Genomic DNA, 22540 nt, shown 5'->3' with positions numbered 1-22540 from the left:
TGAAACACCAAATGTTACATTATAACATTACTCTTAAATTACAAGAGGAACATTACGATGCGTCCAGACATTCATCCAGAATATCGAGAAGTTTTATTTCATGACACCAATGCTGATGCCTACTTCGTGATTGGCAGCACCATGACTTCTAGCCAGACCAAGGAATATGAAGGTAAAACCTATCCTTATGTCACCCTGGATATTTCAAGTGCTTCACATCCGTTTTATACCGGTGAGCAACGTCAAACCAGCAATGAAGGTCGCGTAGCGAGCTTTAACAAACGTTTTGCCCGTTTTAAACGTGGTTAAACTTAAAACCTCCGATTTTTCTCTCAATTTAAATCGTGGTTTATGTCAGGAAATTACCTCCAATTTCCTGACTTTTTTATGCCTGCGCCAAAGCCAGCTGGGTGAAATAAAAGCCCACACCCAGCATAAATACTCCGACAATCACACTAGAGATCACATAACTCAAGGCGATTGTAACTGCACCCTGCTTAAGCAGCTGAAAAGTTTCTAGCCCAAAACTGGAAAAAGTCGTAAAGCCGCCCAAGATGCCTACCATCAAAAATAACCGTGCTTCAGTTTGCAGGAAACTGTATTTCTGGCTAAAGGCAAAGAAAATCCCGGCAAACAGACAGCCTATAATATTGATCCACCAGGTCGGCCACGGAAATAGCATGTGTGGCTTGGCAATTAGCATTCCTGTTCCATAACGCAGTGTTGCCCCAATCGCGCCGCCCATTGCCACCAAAAGCCAGTTCATATCTACACCATCCTTATCCGATCTTAACTTTCGTCAGCCACCATGGGGGACGAGAATAATGAATAACATCATGCACCTAAAATTGCAGAATGAACATGGATCTTTGCCAAAAAATTGGTATATTCGACGCCATTCAAATTGATTTAAGTCTAGAGGGAATCCACATGGCTCAGGAATTACTGGCTCAATTTGCTGCGGGCGAAGCTAAATTTGTAGATGTGATTGCATATATCGATGCGCGCTATGCTCATACACCCACTGCTTTTAAAAATGGCCAACAGGTTAATGCTGCCACTGAAAACCAAGGCAGTGCCAAAGTATTTTCATTTGCCCAACTGAATGGTCTGGATCAGGCACAAACCTTGAGCCTGTTTGCAGAACACTATGCGGCTGTACTGGCTACACCAGAAGCAACGGATCACCAGAATATCCGCCAGTTCATGCAAAATGGCTGGGATGGCATTGCCTTTGAAGGTGAAGCACTGGCTGCCAAATAAGTTATTCTGCCAAATAAAAAACCGCCTATTTCTGGCGGTTTTTTATATCAAAATAACAGAACAAGATGACATTCATATTTAAGATTAAATTTTTTTTGGAAGAAGTAATTCACTTTAAAAATGAAAAACTATAAGGCTAAAAATAAATTAAATATCAATAAAGCCTGGTCACCCTGAAGCACTCCAAGCAACCCTTTCAGAAAGCCATAAGTTTTCCAGTTTTAACCTTTACCCACTTTCTCAATCCACTTGATTGAGCTGACCCGAAACACTTCACAAGCACCATCACCGGTATCGGTTGGAGTTAAAGAAGATTTCCAGACAAGGTCTTTATCACGTACCTCAACCAGTTCACCTTGCAAACGTACCAGATCACCACGTTTCACCTGTTTAATCGCTTTGGCAATTTGTGGATTGGCAGGAATGATGTGCATATTGGATACCATCTGTTTGGCCTGTTCAATGGGCACTGGCACGCGATCCATTTTCCAATTCAAATAACGGTTATACTGGTTGACTGTAATGTGCCGGGCAATTTCAGGCTGTGCAAACAGCCCCCAACTCACCGCATAATCGATCGGAGAGAACTTGGCCTGCTCATCGTCGGTATAAATTTTTGATCCCAGAATGCGGAAATCACCTTTAAACGGCTGCAAGACTGAAATAGATTGGTCTTTAGCCATCGGTGGCAGTCCTTTGGCAACATTATGGTCTACAGAAGTGTGACCATAAAGCGGTAGTAAAAGACTGGCCGCCAAAGCATAGTATCGAAGATGTTTGAACATAATTCTGTCTTTATTCCATCAAATCTTTTCAAGAATATCTTGTTTGATAGTACGATTTTTTTAATGAATAAATAGTTGAAATTAGTAACAAGTTGATCAATTTTGGTGAGCAGAGATCTTTAGCTAATCTAATTATTTTCGGTTAATCTAGGCTTGTCTAAAAATCATTTGAATGCGACCATGCTGTATAAATTCTATCAACAACATATTTTTCCGCATCTGCTGAATCAGGTCATGCAGACTCCATCCCTGATGGATTTACGCCGTGAATTATTATTACCTATTACAGGTGAAGTTCTGGAAATTGGCTTTGGTACAGGATTGAATCTGCCTTTTTATCAGGCCGTCGATAAAGTCTATGCGCTGGAACCTAATCCGGACATTTTTAAACTGGCTGAGCAGCGTATCAGTCAAAGCCCTTTTGCAGTCGAACAGATTCAGGCTCGTGCAGAAGCCCTGCCTTTCGCAGAAAATAGTCTGGAAAATATTGTATCAACCTGGACCTTATGCAGTATTCCGGATCTGCATCAAAGTCTGCATGAAATTTACCGGGTTCTGAAGCCAGACGGCCATTTTCATCTGGTTGAGCATGTATTAAACCGAGAGCATCTCAACATTCAGCGCTTGCAGCATTTACTCACCCCGATTCAGAAGAAAGTGGCAGATGGCTGTCATCTTAACCGGGATATTGAAACCGCTCTTTTAGAGGCCGGGTTTGAACTGGATGAAGTTCATTATATCGATGCAGAAGGTATTCCAAAGATTGGTCAGCGTATGCTGCTGGCACGAGTACATAAACCGCTTTAATCTAGCACTTTTAAATCAGTTATTCTAAACAGCCGGCATTGGGCTGATCTTGGATTGCCTTTTCCAACCTGAAATTCTTGCTGGCTGGCCGCTGATTTGACCTGTACCCAGTCCCCTTGCAGCCAGATCCGCTGATCTGCTTTTAAACGGCGAACCTTATTGGCAACAGCTTCGCTGGCGGCAATCACACTCAGGTTCAGCAGATGAGGTTGAATATTCGCAGGATTGGCCTGTGCGTCTGTAGCGGTCATATTAAAACAACGCCTGTCCTGCTCAAGCTTGAATGGTTTAAATACAGCACTGGATACTTCCGGTACTGCCAGTAACAGATCAATATTGCTGACATAGGCTAGATCATTAAAACTTCCCACCACCGGACTGGCTGGATGAATGGTACGGCGCTCAGGCCCATAATACTGTTTGGCCAGTACGCGATATTCAGCCTGATGCGGCTCAATCGATTCTACTTGAAAATTTTTGAGTACTCCGGCCTGCTCCAGATTCGGAATCGCCCGAAAGTATTCCGACCAGATCCATAGTCCAAGCGCAAACAGTGCTGCGGCAATAATCAGTTTATCCATAGTGTAGAGTTGAAGCTTGCTGTCCTTCAATCTTCAAAATCAATCCGGATGGTCTCAAAACGTACCCGCCCTTCCTGAATGGCTTGAGCAATTGCCATCTGGCCTTTGGTCAGACGTGCACCCCCACTTTTAATATCAATCAAAACCACTTCAATATCTTCAGCCAGCCCTTCACCATCACGAAAATCGGTATAACCATCAAAAACCACATAATCTACCGGATCGCCCAGAAATTTGGCATCACTAGGCAGATATTGAAACTCTGGCATGATCGGTGCCAACTGCTCGGCCATTTTGCCTTTGAGTACCGCACGACTGGTATTCACACTGCGTTTTTGTGCAGCAACTAAAGCTTGCTGATGTTCCAGCTCCAGCTCGGCAATATATTGTTCATATTCTGCTTTAATTCGACCATTTCGCGTCTGGCCCAGAATCAGGGTAGTTAAAACTACTCCAATACAGGCACCAATCAGCATAGCCATTCCAATGGACATTCAATCTTCCTAATCTGCTTTATTTTTCTGCCTACCTTCGACTGAAGTTGAAAGGGTCTGCCATCCAGTAAGCCTGCAAAGAATGATATGCTAGGCGGGAGCAGAATTAAATCATTCCGGGTCATGAAAACTATTTTAGTTGCAAATCAGAAAGGTGGCTGTGGTAAAACCATTACTGCGATTAGCCTGGCAGCTGCCCTGGCACAAAAGGGTTATAAAGTTGCTCTGGCTGATGCGGACAGCCAGAAATCGACCTTGCAATGGCTGAAACATCGCCCAAAAGATGCCGCACCGATTCAGAGTCTGGACTGGCGAAATGCCAAATCGATTGGGGATGCGCCTAAAAACTTGGAATATCTGATTATCGATGCACCCGGAGCGCTGAATGAAGATCATGCCGAACAGCTAATTAGTGAAGCAGATGCCATCATTACCCCGTTGCAGCCTTCATTTTTTGATATCGATTCTACCCGCCGTTTTCTCAAGCACTTGCAGGATATTAAACGCATCCGTAAAGGCAAGGTTGAAATTCTGCTCCTCGCGAACAGAACCAAACCTAATGCAGCCAGTAATCAGGACATTCAGCAATTCTTTAATAAAATTAATCAGCAACCGGTTGCCTGGATTTCTGAACGTGCACCCTATAGCCGGCTGGCCATGCAAGGCCTGTCTATTTTTGATAAACAGCAGAAGATGTACCGGGAATTACAGGATCAATGGCAACCTTTATTGAATGCCATTATTGACGATCCAAGCCAATGGTTCTAGTTCTGTTATTTTTAGCCTCTTCTTTTTATTCTTGGGAAAATAATCGTACTACTTCCTGCACTATCGTTTTCGATCGCTTTTTTTTCAGTTAATATGCCTGACACGACCTAAAAAAATGAGCTTCTAAATTCAGTGCAACAATACGCGCCTACACTACAAAAAGTCTTATTATTTGGACTATTTTTCATTCTGATTTTCTTGAGTTTTCACATACTCAAGTATTTCATCATTCCTGTAGTTTGGGCAGCCATTATTGCGTACATGACCTGGCCGCTGTATCAGTCGATCTTAAGAATGAGTGGCAATCGGCCGACACTGAGTGCAACCATTATGATTCTGGGCGTGATTCTGGTATTTGGTTTGCCTTTTATTTTTGCCATTTTTATGTTGCAACATGAAGGCCGGAACCTATATTTTGAATTGCAGAAACAGGTGTTCTCAGGTCATCTCAGCGTTCCAGATTTTATTCGTGGCCTGCCGCTTGTGGGTAAAGAAATTACCCGCACCCTGAATGAGATTAATGCCGATCCAAACAGCATTGCACAGACCATTTCCGTCTGGATTCAGGGTCATCTGAATTACGGTAAAGTTGTGCTGAATGAAATCAGTAAAAATGTCTTCAAGCTGTGTTTTGCCGTGCTATCATTATTCTTCTTCTACCGTGATGGACATACCATTCTGAATCAGGTGCGTAAAGCCTTTGAGATGGTAGTCGGTCCACGTATTCACCATTATCTGGCGACAATTTCAGATACCACACGTGCGGTGGTCTATGGGGTAGGTTTAACGGCGATTGCCCAGTCTTTACTGGCAGGTATCAGCTACTTTGTAGCTGGCGTACCGAACCCGATGGTACTGACCATTATCACCTTTATTTTTGCTTTAATTCCTTTTGGTCCTCCAGTCGCTTATGGTGCAGTTTCGCTATGGCTGTTCTCGCAAGGACAAACCATTGAAGCTGTTGGCGTCATGGTCTGGGGTGTCTGTATTGTGAGTACAGCGGATAACGTGATTCGTCCACTGGTCATTTCAGGTGCAACACAAATTCCATTCCTGCTGATCATGTTTGGTGTCTTAGGTGGCATTGCCAGTTTCGGTCTGGTCGGTGTCTTTATTGGACCGGTGATTCTGGCCGTACTACTGGCCATCTGGCGTGAATGGCTGCATGAAAGCAACCTGAATGAACCTTTGATGATGCCTAAAGCCACTATGGCGCATGAGGTTGAACCAAAGAAAAAATTCCGTCTGCGCCGCAACAAGACACCGAAATCACAAGACTGACTGGCTTAAACAAATTAAAACATTTAAGTACCGATTTTCCATAGTGCTTTTGGTCTTGCTCTGTTTCAATAGATTCCGAAAAGCAGAATAAAGATCAAGGTGTGATAATTATGTCTTCATTGTTTAAACTTACAGCTTTGTGCGCAGTCAGTGCCGCACTTTTTACCGGTTGCGCTTCAACCTCTACTTCGACTGAAAATGTTAAAACCGTGACCCTGAATGCAGTCTCTGCACAGGGCGTCGGTGAATCAATTGGTACCGTATTATTGAGTGACAGCCCGGCGGGCCTGGTGATTCGTACTAACCTGAAACAGCTTCCTGCGGGTGAGCGTGGTTTCCACATTCATGAAAATGGTTCATGTGCACCGGGTGAAAAAGATGGCAAACCAGGTGCTGCACTTGCTGCCGGCAGTCACTACAACCCGAATCAGGCACCTCATCATGGCACACCCATGACGGGTCATCTGGGTGACTTACCAGCCCTTAAAGTAAACACTGATGGTACAGCACGTGTGACTCTGCTTGCGCCACGCCTGAAACTGGCAGATGTTCAGGGTCGTGCCATCATGGTCCATGCAGGCGGTGATAACTATTCAGATGAACCGCAGCCATTAGGCGGTGGCGGTGAACGTATTGCATGTGGCGTAATCTGATTTATTACAGATTATTAGCATTTAAAAACGGGCTTATTGCCCGTTTTTTAGTAGACATTTCTTCTGAAATTGGCGCTTAAATTGCATTCAAAACCGGCAGTCAAATACCACGGATCATATTCTTGTGAATAGCTCAGATTCCATGTTGCATCCTCTTCATCACATACTTAAAAAAGCCCTGTTACCTTTTCAGTCCAGTGCTTTGATGACTTATTGTTTGCAGATGTTTATTGTGCTTTCAGGAACGACTTTTGGTCTAAAACTTCTCGGCTATGAGACTTTGATTGTTCCGGTTACTTTAGGAGCAATTGCCACTGCCCTGACCGATTTTGATGACCGTTTAAGTTTAAGGCTGCGTAATCTGGGGCTGGTCATGCTGCTGTTTTTTGCAGTCAGTAGCATGCTGGAATTTCTGCATCTCTATAAAATCTGGTTTGCACTGTGGTTATCACTTTCTAGTGCCGTATTTATCTTGATGGGGGCTTTGGGACAGCGCTATGCCACCATTTCTTTTGGCACTGTATTGCTGTCCATTTACACCATGTTTGGCTTGGGAGAATATGGACACTGGTATGAGCAGCCGTTGTATTTTGTAGTTGGGGTGCTGTGGTATGGCCTGACTTCGATTCTGTTTTACCTGATTCGCCCAACTTTACAGGTTCAGGAAAATCTGTCCATCAACCTGCAACAGATGGCGGAGCTGCTATCGACCAAAGCCAAATTATTTGATCCCGATAATCAGAATAATGTCGAGCCGCTGCTCTACGAGCTTTCCTTAAAAAATACCCAAGTCATTGAAAGCTTTAACCGCACCAAAGATTCTTTACTGACCCGACTCAAAGCCTCACGTCCGAATCATAAAACTATTTACTGGCTGAATCTTTATTTTCTGACCCAGGATATCCATGAGCAGGCAACTGCCAACTATCTACATTATGAGCAGATTCACCAGCATTTTAGCCGTACCGATCTGATCTTTCGGATTCAGAAAAATATCCATTTACAGGCACTTGCCTGCCAGCAATTGGCTGCTTGCGTATTGCGTAATGAAACTTATCAGCTTCCTGAACAGCATCAGCTGGCACTCAAAGCATTAGAAGCTTCCATGCAGGACTGGATTGCCCAGCATCCACAGAATATTGAGGTAAAAAACTTACAGCTCATTCTGAGCAATCTGCTGAGTGTGCATGAGCAGCTGCAACATTTGCAGGATGGACAAGCCATTTACCGTCCAGATTATCCAAAGCATTTTGATGATTCCAGCCTGTTTGATGATGATCTGCGTGGACCTGCGGATTTCTGGCTGAAATTAAAACCCCATTTGGGACCGCAATCGGCGCTGTTTCGTCATGCGGTGCGGATCGCTTTGGTCTTTCTGGTTGGCTATGCGATTTCCCTATTACCCTTTGCCAAAAATGGCTACTGGATATTGCTGACCAGTCTGTTTGTCTGCCAGATCAGTTATTTCGCTACCAAAAGCCGTTTAAAACTGCGGACTTTGGGTACATTGCTCGGCGTCATTCTGGGCATTCCAATCCTGTATTTTGTGCCAAGTATTGAAGGCCAATTGCTGCTCACAGTTATTTTCGGTGTCGGCTTTTTCTATTTGCGTTCCAAGAAATATGCCATGGCCACATTGATGGCAACCTTAGTGGTACTGCTGATTTTTAATCTGAAAGGTGCAGGCTATGCAGTCATTTTGCCAAGAATTATCGATACCCTGATTGGCTGTCTGATCGCCTGGCTGGCGGTCAGTTGTATCTGGCCTGACTGGAATTTCCGTAATATTTCCAGCAATATTAAAAAGTCTTCCCAAGCGACGCTGAACTATTTACTGGCTATTCTGGAGCAATATCAGCATGGCAAAAATAACAGCATTGCTTATCGGACAGCACGTCGTTTGGCCCATAATGCCCAGATTGACCTTTCCAATATGATTTCCAGTCTGAGTACCGAACCAAATCCAGATCCAGTGCTGATTCGTAATGCGTTTCGCTATCTGGTCTATAGTCACAGTCAGCTCAGTTATATTTCCGCATTGGGTAGTCATCGTGAACAGGTATCTGATCCACAAATTCTGCAACTGCTCTCTGCCTGTCAGCAGACCTTAACCTCTGCCCTATCAAATCCTGAAAATGTATCGCAGCAGGACATTCAGGCTCAACTGGTTGAAATCCGGCAACTGAGCCAGCAGGAACATATTTCCACCCACTTGCTGCTGGTGCTTAAACAGATCAGTCTGTTACTGGAAACCTTGCCTGAATTATTGTCTTTAAGACAGCAATTACTAGCTGTTGAAATCAAATAACCAAGCAGATTACTAGGATATAAGTATTTAAAATAATTCATTTTATTCTATAAATTTCTTTTGCTTAAATCGGCAGATTGGGTACACTCAAGCCTGATTGAATAGAACATAGAAGAGTGAGCGCGCGTGAATATTAAAACTTTACGTCTGGTTGGATTGCTTGAAGGTATTTCATTTCTGCTGCTGTTATTTATTGCGATGCCGGTTAAGTACATGATGGATAACCCGATTCTGGTGAAATATATCGGCATGGGTCACGGCGTTCTTTTCGTGCTTTTTCTTGTGGTGTTATTTGCGGTCTGTGAAAAACAGAAATGGTCTCTGAGTATGTTTATTCTGGGCTTGATCGCGTCGATTCTGCCGTTTGGACCATTTATCTTTGATATGAAATTAAAGAAGTTGGAGCAGCCGGCTGAAGCTTAACTTTTGGATTCTAATCATTATTAAATCAATCATGGATGTTTTCTCTCCTTTTAGGAGATGAGTAGCACTGCTGCGCAAAGGTAAGGTTATTTTATTGATATTTCCCTCTCTCTCCCATAGGGAGAGAGAACATTCAATACTTTTATTTGAGGCAAATAAAGTAAATAGCTTCATTCGATTAAATATTTAAGAGAAAGGAATTCTTTTAAAACTCCCCTCGCCCTTTTCTTTCCAACATCACCTGTTTCAGCTGCATACGTGGCAAGCTAAACCACAGCGCAATTAAAATAAACGAGGCACCGCAATAAGCCCAAAGATCAAAAGCTTCATAAGCGATTCTGACCACTTCAATCACGATAAAGAAACTCAGCATCATCAAGATAGATACCGTTGCCGCAACCGTGCCTTTAGACACTTCAGATGACATCAGCGCAAAACGGTACAATACTGAGAAGCTGATCCCTTCACCCAGACTGATGCAAGTCGTACCGATAATCAGGCAATGCAGAAAATAATCCGGAATCAGCATCCCCACTAAAAGCAAAATGGTTCCAAACAACATCAATGGCACACCCAGCATCACTGTTTTACCGAGCGGCATCTTGTCGATAATTCTTAGCAGAATGATATTGCCCAGAATCAGGCCACCCAATACCGGAAACTGAGCCAAGCCATATTGCATGCTGCTCAAGCCCAATTCTTCAACCAGAATCACGGGAGATAAGGCAATCCATAGCATCAATGGCAAGCTCACCAGTGGCAATGCCATAGACATGATCACAAAACGCTTATTTTTCAGAACCTGTTTAAAGTCATCGATAATATAGCTAAGTGGCTGTTTGGGAATACTGATGTTCGGATTCGGCATTTTCGCTTTCAGTCCAAACCAGCTCAAAAAAGCTAGACAGGCAATTCCGATAAAGCCCCAGTGCCATGAAACATGATCAATCATAAAGGCGCCAACCACCGGCCCTAAAAGTGGTGCCAGCAAGGAGACATTGGCCATAAGAGCCATGACTTTAATGGCATCGCGTTCTTCAAAATTTTCCTGAATCGCGGCATACCCCACAGCAGCAATAAAGGACAAGCCAAAACCTTGTAAAAAGCGCAGGAACAGAAAGCTTTGAATATTCGGTGTGAGTAAAATTACCAGACAGCAGATTACAAAAAATGCCACGCCACCGAGCAGAACTTTTTTACGGCCTAAACGGTCTGATAAGGGTCCTAAAATTGCTGCGACAAATGCTCCACCCAACAGGAAAAAGGACATGGAAGATGGTGCCCAGGAACTGCTCACGCCAAAATCACGGGTAATGGCCAACATGGCCGGCTGGATCAGGTCATTACAGATATAGACGGAGAATTCAAACAGCACCAGTGCCAGAGGGAACATGAGTGTGGCACGGGTCAGTTTGTGGGTTTGGACGTTTTGCATGAGAGGCTTTTATGCTCAATTACTCTTTTTAGAATTTTAAAAGAGCTAGATTTCAATAAATGAGGGCAGTTTAGCAGAGTTTGATTTTGAAGTCTGCGAGGATTACTGTGAGCTAAAAAATCAACAATTTCTCAAAATATTAATAAAAATTAATTTACTAGAATGCAAATATTTTCATTTAATTAACATTAAAAACTATCTTTTTCTGACCTTTTATTTCAATTTCAAATTGAAAATCTTGAAGGTTATCAAAATTAAAGTCTGTAATTTTAATAAACAAATTTTCATCTTCTAATGGATAACTTAACTTTAATTTATTTATTTCATCATTAATGATTTTCTCAACATCTAGACAAATATCGTCATATTTCATCATAACCTGGATTGAACCATAGAAATTAAAAGCTGATTCCGAACAATATGTAGAATCATTAATCTTAATAAAGTAGTTTATTGATTTATTTCTAAAGAATAAAATTTCATCATCCGTTAAGGTAGAGCCTTGTATACCATTTACTTTTCTATGGGAAATTAAATCTGGTCTTTCATTGTCTAAAATCTCCAAACTGTTTTGTAAATGCCACTCTCCATGTACTGCCGATCTAATAAAAAATATTTCTTCTTCATTTATATAAGCAAATATAACTGTCTTTGTCCCTTTTACCATTTTTTTATGTTTAGGATCTTGATAGACACCTAAATGTAAATGATGAATACCGAAGTCATAAAGCATTAAGTCTCTTGCATTTCCATTAAATAACTTTCGACTTTGATGTTGATAAATTCCTCCTTTACCATGAATAAACTTCTCTATTAATAATTTGAACCCAGCTTCATTCTTAATGGGTATTGAAAAATCTTTAGCAAAGCTAATTTTTCTTGGTTTATCTTCTATAAACCAATGTTTCAATTTCAAAAGCTGTTCAAAAGCGCTATTATTTTTAGATATTTTATATTCTATATTTTTTAAAAATTTTGTCGCTAATTCATCTAAATCCTTCGATACTAATTTACGAATATCCATTATTTTTCCAAAAACAAAAAAGCGTATCAATAAGATACGCTTTTAACGAAGTTTTGTTTAAAGATCAAACATTATTATGGACAGACTGCTTTCTGGAAAGTTTTGGTATTTGAACCACGAGCACACTGATAGAACTTTTCAGTATTGTGCATTTTCCAGTTTTTCTCTTCTTTCCTAAAATGATAAATGGTCTGAATCGATCTCACCGAGTCATCCATCAAACCTGTTTCAGTCACTTTTACCTGTCCAACTGTCGGTGACTCAACACGATTAAAGAACTGACGAATCTCGACTGTTGCCAGTTCTTCACGCAGGTCAGGCCTCATTTTAAGCACCTGATCCAAAGGTGTATCTGAAGAAGACTGCACTTTTGCAATCACTTTCTGGGTAGTCGTACAACCTGATGTCATCACACCCAGACCTAAAATTGTAACCGCCAATAACCGTAACATATTGTTTAACCCAGATTATCTTTATTATGCAGAAATTATCATGCCGGGCTTTTCAGCTTAACGCTATTTAGACTCTGTAAGCCCAGTTACAGAGCAATAAAAAAAGCGCACCTTTCGATGCGCTTTTGTAAATCTATTCCGATTAAAGATCAAATAGTTTGCCTGGGTTCATGATGCCATTTGGATCGAACACTTTTTTCAAGGCTTTCATGTATTCGATTTCTTCAGCTGAACGGGTGTATTCAAGATAAGGTTTCTTGGTCATACCCACGCCATGTTCCGCAGAAATTGAACCGTCATATTTTTTCACAGTATCAAATACGTACTTGTTCACGACTTGGCATTTCGCAAAGAATTCATCTTTGGTCAGGTCAGCCGGTTTCAGGATATTCAAGTGCAGGTTACCGTCACCGATATGACCAAACCAGCAGATTTCGAAGTCTGGGTAGTTTTCATTCACGATTGCATCGATTTCTTTAATAAATGCCGGTACGTGAGTGATCAGTACAGAGATATCGTTTTTGTATGGAATGAATGGAGCGATTGACTCAGAGATGTCTTCACGCAGACGCCATAAGCTATGTACTTGCTCAAGACTTTGGCTCATCACGCCATCCAGCACCCAACCCTGTTCCATACAGTGCTCGAAGATTTCCATCGCCTTGTCCATAATCGGCTCAAACGGCGCTTCAAATTCAAGCAATACATAGAATGGACATTCAGTTTCAAATGGACGCTGTACATGACCATTGGCCAATACTTTTTGCATCGCCAGCTCACCGAAGAACTCGAATGCAGTCAGGTCGATTTTTGCCTGGAAGGCATGTAACACTGGCATGATCGCATCAAAATCAGGGACGCCTAGTACCAGCACTTGCAGGTCGTGTGGCTGACGCTCAAGTTTGATTTCTGCTTCAGTGACTAAACCTAAAGTACCTTCACCACCGATGAACAGGTGTTGTAACGCATAACCAGTCGCGTTCTTGATCATGCCCTTGTTCAGACGCAGCACATCACCTTTACCAGTCACTACAGTCAGGCCAAGCACCCAGTTACGGGTCATGCCGTATTTGATCACTTTAATACCGCCGGCATTGGTGCCGATGTTCCCGCCGATCTGGCTTGAACCAGAAGAGGCAAAATCTACCGGGTAATACATGCCCTGCTCTTCAGCATAGTTTTGCAGCTGTTCAGTCACCACACCTGCCTGTACGCGCACCATACGGTCTGCCGGGAAGAATTCCAGAATCTGGTTCATCTTGTCCATGCTTACCACAATCTCGCCATTCGCAGCGACAGCGCCTGCAGATAGACCTGTACGGCCACCTGATGGTGTTACTGCAACATTGAACTGGTTGGCAAGCTTCACAATTGCTTGAACCTGTTCAGTCGAAGATGGGAAAACGATGACCGATGGGTTTGGATCAAAGTGTTTGGTATGATCACGACCCCAATTCTGGAGGCTGTCCGCATCAGTTTTAATACGGTTTTCACCCACAATTGCAGTCAATTGGGTCAATAACTCTGGGGTTAAAGCGACTGGAGCATTCATCGTTTGCAGACCTAGCATGAATTAAACAAGAGAGACCTCGCCGGTTTATTTGTATATTTTTCAGGCATTAAAACCTATATACAAAGCAGGCGAAACATGATGATTAAAGCACCAAAACTGGCAGCTTAAACAGCATGGCGCAATATTATAAGCTATTTTTGGGGCTTTCCCTTAAAAAATGACAATTTTGATAATATACCTTTGAAAATGATAGTTTAATTCAACCAGTTCTATCATTTTCACTACTATCACTTGCAAAAATAGCTGATATTGTAGTCATCAAGGAAATGTATAACCGCCCCATTCCTGTGCTATTATACCGCGACTAAATTTGGCCTTTGTAGCGGAGCCGTAATGAGCCAACATCTATCTCTACCTAAAGATAAAATCCGTTTTCTATTGTTAGAAGGCGTTCACCAGAACGCAATCGATACATTGAATGCAGCTGGATATACCAATATCGACTATCGCAAAACAGCGCTTGAGGGTGAAGCACTGAAAGAAGCGATTAAAGATGCACACTTCATTGGTATCCGTTCCCGTACTCAGCTCACTGAAGAAGTGTTTGAAGCTGCGAACAAACTGATCGCGGTAGGTTGTTTCTGTATCGGTACCAACCAGGTGAACCTGGATGCAGCAATGCGTCGCGGTATCCCAGTATTCAACGCACCATATTCAAATACACGTTCGGTTGCTGAACTTGTACTTGCTGAAGCGATTCTTCTTCTTCGCCGTGTACCTGAAAAATCTACAGATACACATGCAGGCGGCTGGAACAAATCTGCTGTAGGTTCATTCGAAACTCGTGGTAAGACTTTAGGTATCGTTGGTTACGGTTCAATTGGTTCACAACTTTCTGTCCTTGCTGAAAGCCTGGGTATGAAAGTGATCTATTTCGACACAGTGACTAAATTACCACTCGGTAATGCACGTCAGGTCGGCACAATGGGCGAACTTCTTGCAAATGCTGATGTTGTTTCTATTCATGTTCCTGATGTTCCGTCTACACGTAACTTCATAACCAAAGAACAATTCGCGCAAATGAAAGAAGGTTCAATCTTCATCAATGCGGCACGTGGTACATGTGTTGTGATCGAAGATCTGGCTGAAGCGTTGAAATCTGGCCACCTTGCAGGTGCTGCGGTTGACGTATTCCCTAAAGAGCCTAAAGCAAATGGTGAAGAATTTGTTTCTCCATTACGTAACATTCCAAATGTGATTCTGACTCCACACGTGGGCGGTTCTACCATGGAAGCTCAGGCGAACATCGGTCTGGAAGTTGCTGAGAAGTTTGTGGCTTATTCAGATAAAGGTATGACGCTTTCTGCGGTGAACTTCCCAGAAATCGCGCTTCCATTAACTGAAGGCAAACACCGTCTGCTTCACATCCACAAAAACATTCCGGGTGTGCTGTCTAAGATCAACAACCTGTTTGCTGAACACGGCATCAACATTTCTGGTCAGACTTTAATGACCAAAGGCGATGTGGGTTACCTAGTGATGGATGTAGACGCGACTGCATCTCAGGAAGCACTCGATACTCTACACAACCTTGAAGGTACAATCCGCGTTCGCGTATTGTTCTAATTCAGGTTTTTAAAAAGCCACAGTCTTCGGGCTGTGGTTTTTTTATTGCTTAAAGGTTTTTATTTTTAAGCCTTACTCAGCTGATGCTGTTCTTCCGCTCTTCGAGAAATCGAAACAAATTTAGTCATGCCAAATCTTAAAATTGCACCCATGGTGCAAGCGCCGCTGATTCTGCTGATCGCGATGATCAGCATGCAGAGCAGCGGCTCCTTTGCCAAATATCTGTTTGGCCAGTTCCCGATCTTGACCGTTTCTGCAATGCGACTGCTATTGGGCGCATTAATTTTGGCGCTCATTTTTAAAATCTGGCAGATCAATTTCCGCCAGGTCAAATGGCCCGCCATTATCAGCTATGGCTTGGCACTAGCTGGCATGAATATGCTGTTTTATCTGGCCATTGACCGGCTACCCATCGGGATCGCAGTTTCTTTTGAATTTATTGGCCCCCTAAGTGTTGCCCTGTTTTATGCCCGGCAGAAATTTGATTTTATTTGGGTGGGATTGGCCATTCTGGGGCTGGTTCTGTTGTTTCCCTTTGATCAGGCTGCACAACCGCTTGACCCGATGGGTATCCTGTTTGCCTTAGGTGCAGGTTCCTGCTGGGCACTATATATCGTGGCCGGACAAAAGCCTTCGGGTGTATCAGGGAATCATACCGTGTGTCTAGGCATGTTCGTGGGCATGCTGGTGCTGATGCCGATTGCACTGTTCGCGGGAATGCCTGCTCATGTGTTTGAGCCAAGCAGCCTCATGTATTTTGTTATTTTGGCTGCACTTGCCAGTGCCTTACCCTTTACTTTGGAAATGATTGCACTGCGTAATTTAACCGCATTGAGTTTTGGCACTCTAATGAGCCTGGAACCTGCTGTTGCAGCACTCTCCGGTTTTGTATTCTTAGGCGAAACTTTATTGTGGACACAATGGCTGGCACTGGCCACCATTATCAGTGCGTCGATTGGCTGTACGGTGACGACGCAAAGAAGAAAACACTAAATAAAAAAGGCGCTCAAGCGCCTTTTTTAAGGTAATTGATTTAATTTTAGCGTGGCGCTGCATCTTTAATAGCTGTATTTAATGCAGTAGCTGCTGTCATATTATAACCATCACATGCCGAAGCAAGATGGTCATACAGGTAATCTGTCCATTTGAGCATTAGAGGAGTTGCACCCTCTTCCCTTAAGTCGTCCAAGGCAGCTTTTCTTGCTTGAGCAATATAATCGGCATGATCAATATGCTCCCCATGTTCCGAGAAAGAACTTGTATAAATTTCACCCTGATATTCGATCGCCCCAAAGTATTTGTAATATTGCTGAGCATCGTCTTTATATTCGGCCTTTTTAAATTTCAGATTAGCCATCGTGCCATCTAAAATGGTTTTCGCCATCTCTTGAACAGACTCGCCTGTCTGCCATTCAGCCAGTGTACGATAGCCTGTTTTGATATCCGGATCAAATTCAATAAATTCTTCTTCAGGATGTTCCGCCAGAATACGGAAACATTTAGATCCGTTCGGGAAAGTACGTGCCTTCTGCAAACCGACAAAATTGGTAGCAAACTGATTGTAATATTTACGTTCAGCATCCGTGGTATCAGTATCAAAGAAAACTCTGGTCTCGGTATCGTCATACATCTTCACGATAGCAATATTGGTACGTTCAGTTAATGCTTTACCTGACAGGTCATACCACTCCAGGTGTCGATGATTGCTGATGTTATTTTCCGGAATAGTGACAGGACGACTGGTAAATTGTTCAGAAGTATTTTCCAATACCTTTTCCAGTTTATAGCCTAATGCTGTACGGGCACGATCTGCAGGGAATACGCCTTTCTCTGTAACATAAATTGGGAAGGTCATATCTTCATCAAGATCATATTCAGTATCAACAGCCCGGTTATCATCTGCATATAAGATGCCGTCAGTAATTTTATTTTTATGACTGGCCAATAGAAGCTTTTCCGACTCCATATCTGAAGCATCAATATTCGGCAGGTTGAACTGATAGGTATAGAATTCAGAAATCGTATCTGATGTTCCATCACCATTATCCGGAGTTCCAGGATTGCTCGGATTACCAGGATTGGTTGGGATTGGTTGACCTGCGACTGGCTCGTTATTATCAGAATCAGAGCCACCACATGCAGTCAGCATAAGGCTCAAGACAGCACAAGAGAGTAATCTTAATTTCATTATTATCTACCTTATTATTTTTTCATCGTTTTATTTTTCATTGTTATTTTAAAGTTGACCCAAATCATGAGGTCTAAGCCATTTTAATAAATATAAAATTAAGATCAAATTAAAAATTGATTAATTTGTAACCACAATCTCATCAACAATTAACGTTGAATTTAATTTTTTCGGTGGGGGACGAAATCAAAAATTCAAATTCACTGATCCAAAATCTGTTTTGCATTCACAAAATATTCGTCTGCCCTACTCATCAAAAATTAACCAGTTTGGTATACTTCCGCTTTCTTCTGTATCTCGATTATACCCTTCTGGTATAAGTAGTTTCTCCCATGCCAAACGTCCAACTTCTTGCTGTGTTGTACATGGTTCTTTCCATGACTTCATACCAGATCAGTGCATCCTTCGCCAAGCAACTTTTCCTGGTGCTTGACCCGATCACTGTCACTATTTTAAGACTCTGTTTTGCCGCTATTATTGTCTGTGTCATGTTCCGTTCCTGGAAAGTTATTCGACGTTTACAATTCCTGAAATGGCGGGATCTGCTCTGCTATAGTGCTTCTCTAGGCGTGATGAATATTCTGTTCTATATGTCGCTCGGGAAACTTCCTCAAGGCATTGCAGTCGGATTGGAATTTATTGGCCCGCTAGGACTGGCCTTAATTTCGATTCAGGACCGTAAGGACTATGTCTGGGTGCTATTGGCAATTTTAGGTATCGTGTTGATGGTGCCTTGGGGGGAAGCCAATAGCAGTAACTTTGACCTGTTTGGTGCAGCCTGCGCCCTAGGGGCTGGCCTCTGCTGGGCGCTGTATATCTATTTTGGGCAACGCGTAGTACAGCAAAATATCGGGATGCATGCACTGACGATTGCCATCAGTATTTCAGCCCTGTGTTTGTTGCCAATCGGACTGTATAACAATGCCCCTGCTTTGATTGATACTCAATATTGGGGCAAGGCCATTACTATTGCAGTGCTGGCAACAGCCATTCCTTATGCGCTGGATTTAAAAGCGCTTCAGCACTTGAATAAAACCAGTTATGGTACGCTTTCCAGTCTGTCTCCAGCTCTGGCGGCACTGGTAGGTTTTATTTTGCTGGGTGAAAAAATTACGCTACTTCAAACCGTCGCACTGGTTTGTATTATGCTGGCTTCAGTTGGCGTGACCATGCGGGAAGCACGACAGCAATATAAAACCCGGAAAATAAAAAGCTGAATAAATAAAAAAAGATGGCACTCTGGCCATCTTTTTTTGTCATGAAAATTTGAATTTAAATATTAGCTTTTAACCAGCATGTCTTTTTTCATTTCTTTATAACTCTGATATTCAGTTTTGTACTGATCCGCTAAAGCCTGTTTTTGTTCATCTCCCAGAATTTTTCCGGCCTGCTGGAAGAAAGCATGCTCTTCTTCTTTCAAATGATGATGTACCTTATCTGACAGTTTCTTGGCAATTGCAATCCAGCTTGGGCTACTAAATTCAGTTTCAGTCAGTTCCTCAATCATTTCATCCATTTCATGATGTTCTGCCAAAGCATGACGGGTAATGTTCAAGCCGGGATCTGTCATCATCAAGGGAATATAAAAGTAACGGTCTTCTGCCGTTTCATGCGCAAACAGTTCATTCTTCAGCTGCTTGAACAACTCACGACGTTCTGGCGAATCCCCCGAAGTTTGCAGTAATTTTTCTGCCAGATCACGTTGGATTTCATGGCTTTCCCTGAGTGCTTCAAAAATGGTGGTCATGTAATTTTTCTCCTGTTTTTGTCATGCCTTTGCTCCAGCATAGAGTGAAACCGGCAAATGGTCAGGAATATTTATAAGGCGAATTTGTATAAAAAACTTTAATATTGAGAATAGTTTACATCTATTTTTAGGCTAAAAACATCTGATAAGCCATACGGCAAATCAGCAAACTGACCAGGATCAGAAACAGAATCCGGATAAAACCGCTGCCATATTTAAAGGCCAGTTTAACTCCTAATAGCGAACCGCAAATATTGGCAGCCGCCATCATGGCACCGACTAGAAACAGCACATGACCTGTAGGAATAAAGAAGCTGAGTGCCGCGAGATTGGTAGTGAAATTGGCAATTTTCGATAAAGCTGAGGCATGCAAGAAATCCACGCTCAGATAACGGATAAAGAAAAAGATAAAGAAACTGCCCGTGCCTGGGCCAAAAATTCCGTCATAGAAACCGATAGCCAGGCTACCTAATGCTGCCAGTATCAGCATCTTTTTATTCAGCTTTTGCTCGACATGTACCCGTCCGAATTGCTTTTTCATGAAGGTATAAATCGCAATCACGATCAGCATGATCAGCACAAAAGGCTTGAGAATATCCACCGGAATCAAGGTGACACTGGCTGCTCCAATAAATGAGCTAATAAAACTGCACAGCGCAATTACACCAAGTAAAACCCATGGCAGTTTAACCTGTCTAAGATAGGAAAAGGCTGCCGAGCCTGTACCAAAAATAGAGGCCAGCTTGTTAGTGCCAAATACTGTGGCAGGTTGCAGCTGCGGCAGACTGCTCATAATCGCCGGGATCTGGATCAGACCACCCCCACCGACGGCAGCGTCAATCGCTCCGGCCATAAAGGCAAAAAGCACCAGACTGAGGATAATCTCGATGTCCATTGTTATTCAACGCGCCTAGAGATTAAGAACACGTTTAGGTACCAGACGTTTTTTATCCGTGATTTCAGCCAGGCCTAAACATTTCTCGCCATCAAAAACCAGCACCTGTGGCTCTGCCGGATGGTCGATATTACTTTCCATACCCCGGCTAAAATATTCTGCACGGCCTTCCGGTGCCTGAATCTGCGGGAAATGCTGCACCGGTGCATAAGCTGGCAGTAATAGTGCTTCACGTTCTGCCTCAGTCAAGCTTTCCAGATATTCAATGGTATAGCTGGGGATAAGGTCAAAATGACCAGTTTGAATCCGGTGCAGATACGTCAGATGACCATAGGTACCGAGAGCTTTGGCAATATCTTCGCCGAGTACCCGGATATAAGTGCCTTTGGAACAGGTCACATCCAGCGTAATGCTATTTTCAGTAAAAGATAAAAGCTCAATTGCATAAATGGTAATTGGACGTGCTTCACGTTCGATCTCAATGCCCTTACGCGCCAGCTCGTACAGCGGACGGCCTTCTTTTTTCAGGGCTGAATACATCGGTGGCACTTGCTGGATCTCACCAACAAACTTGGCAATTGTCTCCTGAATCAACTCTTCATTCAGTTCAGGGACTGGTTTTTCCAGCAGAACTTCCCCTTCGACATCACCTGTAGTGGTGCTATGTCCCAGAAAAACTGTGGTCTGGTAACGCTTGGTTGAATCCAGCAGATAATGCGAAAACTTGGTCGCTTCACCTAGACAGATCGGTAAAAGACCGGAGGCCAAGGGATCTAAAGCACCAGTATGTCCAGCTTTTTGCGCACGATATAACCAGCGTACTTTTTGCAATGCAGCATTCGAGCTGATGCCTAGAGGCTTATTTAATAGAAATACACCGCTGATATGACGACGCTGAATTTTAGGAGATGAAGATTTCATGGCAAAAAGTCAGACATTTTATAAATTGGCGCAATGGTAAAACCCCTGCCAATTATTTACAACTTTTCTACAGCATATAAGGTGCAATATCTCCTATCCTGCCGAATGCAAAATTTAAAATAATCCGATAATTAAAATAAAGGTGCATAGGATATGCAGAAATATAAACTATGGATCGTGATTGCGCTCATCATCTTGTGCTTGATTACTCTGATTCTATGGCTTGCTCCTAGGGATGAAGCACAGGCACGTGTCTCAGGCCCGCAATCCACCAATGAAAGCAGCGCTCAACAGGCAGCAGCACTGGCCAATGGCCCCGTAAATAATATATTCCCGAGTCCAAGCCAGCAGGATACGGAAATTAATTGCCAGATGCAGATGGATGCCAGTAACCGTCTGATCGTTAATGAGCAGACCCGTAACTGTTTCGAATATTTTATTACCCAATATGGGGAAAAAACCCTCGAACAAATCCAGCGAGATTTTAAAACTTATATTCAGCAAAATTATCAGGATCCTGCACTTTCACAAGTTCTGGATCTCTGGGAGCGTTATATCCAGTATCGTCAAGGTTTGGGAGAATTGACTCCACCTGCAGGTCTGGATCAGGAAGATCCAGCTTACTACCGCAGTATCTATGCCAGTACCCAGAATCTGCGTAAGCGCTTTTTCTCTGATTATGAAATTGAAGGACTGTTTGGCACTGAAGATACCTATCATGAATATACCTTAGACCGTATGGCAGTCATGGCGGATAGAAAATTGAGTGAAGCAGAAAAAGCCCAGAAACTAAAAGAGCTGTTTGCGCAGTTACCGCAGGACTGGCAAGAAAATCTGGAGCAACTGAATAAACTGGAAGATCTGCGTAAACTTACGGCTGATATTAAAGCCCGAGGTGGTTCTGCGGAAGAAATCCGTCAGATGCGCTTGAATCTGGTCGGTCCTGAAGCGACCCAACGTCTGGAAAAACTCGATGATGAACGTGCGACTTGGAAATCGAACGTGACTCGTTACTTAGGCGAGCGCGATAACATCCTAAAAAGTGGCCTGAGTGAAAATGCCAAACAGCAGGCAGTTGATCAGTTGCGTCAGAAACATTTCCAGCGCCCTGAAGAACGGCTTCGTGTAGGAACATTTGAACAGGTACATGATCAGGGTGGGACCCTACCCTTTGCCAATTAATTTTTTAGCTAAAATTTTTCATTGACGCCGTAGCTACACAATACTGCCACGGCGTCGAATATCTCCTGCTACGCTCTTTCTTTTTACCTCATCTTTTCTATAAAAAATAATAACACTGACCATCTATTTTGAGAGTTTGACAGAGTCATTTCCCTTTGAAAGCCTTGAATTTATTGGGCTGATTACTTTTTTTA

24 protein-coding genes are annotated in these 22540 nt (G+C 42.8%); 12 read left to right on the top strand and 12 right to left on the bottom strand.

The features are described 5' to 3' along the window. Nucleotides 1-57 precede the first annotated feature (57 nt). On the top strand, nucleotides 58-309 hold the full coding sequence (locus FTV31_RS05450; RefSeq protein WP_004787006.1) for a type B 50S ribosomal protein L31: 252 nt from the start codon (nucleotides 58-60) through the stop codon (nucleotides 307-309). A 76-nt stretch (nucleotides 310-385) separates the two neighbouring features. On the opposite strand, the gene crcB is transcribed toward FTV31_RS05450, so the two are convergent. Continuing rightward, nucleotides 386-766, bottom strand: coding sequence for a fluoride efflux transporter CrcB (gene crcB, locus FTV31_RS05445; RefSeq protein WP_180013501.1), 381 nt, complete (start codon nucleotides 764-766; stop codon nucleotides 386-388). Nucleotides 767-930: 164 nt separating this feature from the next. Here crcB and FTV31_RS05440 point away from each other — a divergent pair, with 164 nt between their 5' ends. Further along, nucleotides 931-1263 (top strand): HopJ type III effector protein, encoded by a 333-nt coding sequence (locus tag FTV31_RS05440; protein WP_180013499.1) that lies wholly within the window; start codon nucleotides 931-933, stop codon nucleotides 1261-1263. A 221-nt stretch (nucleotides 1264-1484) separates the two neighbouring features. Here FTV31_RS05440 and FTV31_RS05435 read toward each other — a convergent pair whose 3' ends face one another. Next, nucleotides 1485-2048 carry a hypothetical protein gene (locus FTV31_RS05435; RefSeq protein ID WP_004787012.1) on the bottom strand — a complete coding sequence of 188 codons (564 nt, stop codon included), beginning with the start codon at nucleotides 2046-2048 and terminating at the stop codon, nucleotides 1485-1487. Between the two features lie 180 nt (nucleotides 2049-2228). Between FTV31_RS05435 and FTV31_RS05430 the strand changes: the two genes are divergently transcribed. After that, nucleotides 2229-2855 (top strand): class I SAM-dependent methyltransferase, encoded by a 627-nt coding sequence (locus FTV31_RS05430; RefSeq protein ID WP_180013512.1) that lies wholly within the window; start codon nucleotides 2229-2231, stop codon nucleotides 2853-2855. Here the strand turns inward: FTV31_RS05430 and FTV31_RS05425 are convergent. After that, nucleotides 2852-3436 (bottom strand): hypothetical protein, encoded by a 585-nt coding sequence (locus FTV31_RS05425; RefSeq protein WP_180013497.1) that lies wholly within the window; start codon nucleotides 3434-3436, stop codon nucleotides 2852-2854. The genes FTV31_RS05430 and FTV31_RS05425 overlap by 4 nt on opposite strands. A 26-nt stretch (nucleotides 3437-3462) precedes the next feature. Further along, on the bottom strand, nucleotides 3463-3930 hold the full coding sequence (locus FTV31_RS05420) for a Holliday junction resolvase-like protein (RefSeq protein WP_004787020.1): 468 nt from the start codon (nucleotides 3928-3930) through the stop codon (nucleotides 3463-3465). A gap of 123 nt (nucleotides 3931-4053) precedes the next feature. Here FTV31_RS05420 and FTV31_RS05415 point away from each other — a divergent pair, with 123 nt between their 5' ends. From FTV31_RS05415 to FTV31_RS05395, 5 genes are all read left to right on the top strand, one after another. Further along, the gene (locus FTV31_RS05415) at nucleotides 4054-4698 is read left to right on the top strand and encodes a ParA family protein (protein ID WP_180013495.1); all 645 of its coding nucleotides are present in this window, start codon (nucleotides 4054-4056) and stop codon (nucleotides 4696-4698) included. Nucleotides 4699-4830: 132 nt separating this feature from the next. Next, nucleotides 4831-5979, top strand: a complete 1149-nt coding sequence (locus tag FTV31_RS05410; protein ID WP_034701496.1) for an AI-2E family transporter — start codon at nucleotides 4831-4833, stop codon at nucleotides 5977-5979. Between the two features lie 110 nt (nucleotides 5980-6089). Continuing rightward, entirely contained in the window at nucleotides 6090-6632 is a 543-nt protein-coding gene (gene sodC, locus FTV31_RS05405; RefSeq protein ID WP_180003255.1) for a superoxide dismutase family protein, read from the top strand. Between the two features lie 142 nt (nucleotides 6633-6774). Next, entirely contained in the window at nucleotides 6775-8940 is a 2166-nt protein-coding gene (gene yccS, locus FTV31_RS05400; protein ID WP_180013493.1) for a YccS family putative transporter, read from the top strand. A 126-nt stretch (nucleotides 8941-9066) separates the two neighbouring features. Next, the gene (locus FTV31_RS05395; protein WP_004787034.1) at nucleotides 9067-9363 is read left to right on the top strand and encodes a DUF3817 domain-containing protein; all 297 of its coding nucleotides are present in this window, start codon (nucleotides 9067-9069) and stop codon (nucleotides 9361-9363) included. A 205-nt stretch (nucleotides 9364-9568) separates the two neighbouring features. Here FTV31_RS05395 and FTV31_RS05390 read toward each other — a convergent pair whose 3' ends face one another. The 4 genes from FTV31_RS05390 to FTV31_RS05375 form a co-directional block, all read right to left on the bottom strand. Beyond that, nucleotides 9569-10798 carry an MFS transporter gene (locus tag FTV31_RS05390; RefSeq protein ID WP_180013491.1) on the bottom strand — a complete coding sequence of 410 codons (1230 nt, stop codon included), beginning with the start codon at nucleotides 10796-10798 and terminating at the stop codon, nucleotides 9569-9571. 178 nt (nucleotides 10799-10976) lie between these two features. Beyond that, nucleotides 10977-11822 (bottom strand): hypothetical protein, encoded by an 846-nt coding sequence (locus tag FTV31_RS05385; RefSeq protein WP_180013490.1) that lies wholly within the window; start codon nucleotides 11820-11822, stop codon nucleotides 10977-10979. A 74-nt stretch (nucleotides 11823-11896) separates the two neighbouring features. Further along, the gene (locus FTV31_RS05380) at nucleotides 11897-12274 is read right to left on the bottom strand and encodes a hypothetical protein (RefSeq protein ID WP_125279696.1); all 378 of its coding nucleotides are present in this window, start codon (nucleotides 12272-12274) and stop codon (nucleotides 11897-11899) included. A gap of 142 nt (nucleotides 12275-12416) precedes the next feature. After that, nucleotides 12417-13826 carry an FAD-binding oxidoreductase gene (locus tag FTV31_RS05375; protein ID WP_125279697.1) on the bottom strand — a complete coding sequence of 470 codons (1410 nt, stop codon included), beginning with the start codon at nucleotides 13824-13826 and terminating at the stop codon, nucleotides 12417-12419. A gap of 354 nt (nucleotides 13827-14180) precedes the next feature. Between FTV31_RS05375 and serA the strand changes: the two genes are divergently transcribed. Together serA and FTV31_RS05365 are read left to right on the top strand one after the other, a co-directional pair. Then, nucleotides 14181-15413, top strand: a complete 1233-nt coding sequence (gene serA, locus FTV31_RS05370; protein WP_180013488.1) for a phosphoglycerate dehydrogenase — start codon at nucleotides 14181-14183, stop codon at nucleotides 15411-15413. 126 nt (nucleotides 15414-15539) lie between these two features. Next, a complete protein-coding gene (locus FTV31_RS05365) occupies nucleotides 15540-16406 on the top strand; it encodes a DMT family transporter (protein WP_180013486.1) in 867 nt (288 codons plus the stop codon). A gap of 46 nt (nucleotides 16407-16452) precedes the next feature. Here FTV31_RS05365 and FTV31_RS05360 read toward each other — a convergent pair whose 3' ends face one another. Beyond that, the gene (locus tag FTV31_RS05360) at nucleotides 16453-17601 is read right to left on the bottom strand and encodes a hypothetical protein (protein ID WP_180013483.1); all 1149 of its coding nucleotides are present in this window, start codon (nucleotides 17599-17601) and stop codon (nucleotides 16453-16455) included. Between the two features lie 332 nt (nucleotides 17602-17933). On the opposite strand from FTV31_RS05360, the gene FTV31_RS05355 reads away from it, so the two are divergent. Beyond that, complete coding sequence (locus tag FTV31_RS05355; protein ID WP_180013481.1) at nucleotides 17934-18818, top strand: DMT family transporter; 885 nt, start codon at nucleotides 17934-17936, stop codon at nucleotides 18816-18818. A gap of 62 nt (nucleotides 18819-18880) precedes the next feature. On the opposite strand, the gene FTV31_RS05350 is transcribed toward FTV31_RS05355, so the two are convergent. From FTV31_RS05350 to truB, 3 genes are all read right to left on the bottom strand, one after another. After that, a complete protein-coding gene (locus FTV31_RS05350) occupies nucleotides 18881-19348 on the bottom strand; it encodes a hemerythrin domain-containing protein (RefSeq protein ID WP_180013479.1) in 468 nt (155 codons plus the stop codon). A 127-nt stretch (nucleotides 19349-19475) separates the two neighbouring features. Next, a complete protein-coding gene (locus FTV31_RS05345) occupies nucleotides 19476-20243 on the bottom strand; it encodes a TSUP family transporter (RefSeq protein ID WP_004787054.1) in 768 nt (255 codons plus the stop codon). Between the two features lie 15 nt (nucleotides 20244-20258). Beyond that, nucleotides 20259-21164, bottom strand: a complete 906-nt coding sequence (truB, locus tag FTV31_RS05340; RefSeq protein ID WP_180013477.1) for a tRNA pseudouridine(55) synthase TruB — start codon at nucleotides 21162-21164, stop codon at nucleotides 20259-20261. Between the two features lie 153 nt (nucleotides 21165-21317). Here truB and FTV31_RS05335 point away from each other — a divergent pair, with 153 nt between their 5' ends. Beyond that, a complete protein-coding gene (locus tag FTV31_RS05335; protein ID WP_180013475.1) occupies nucleotides 21318-22346 on the top strand; it encodes a lipase secretion chaperone in 1029 nt (342 codons plus the stop codon). Nucleotides 22347-22540 lie beyond the last annotated feature (194 nt).

The organism is Acinetobacter sp. YH16031, assembly GCF_013417335.1.
Lineage (GTDB): Bacteria > Pseudomonadota > Gammaproteobacteria > Pseudomonadales > Moraxellaceae > Acinetobacter.
Note: the sequence above shows the minus strand (reverse complement) of the source record. Positions and strands in the feature narration are given on the sequence as shown.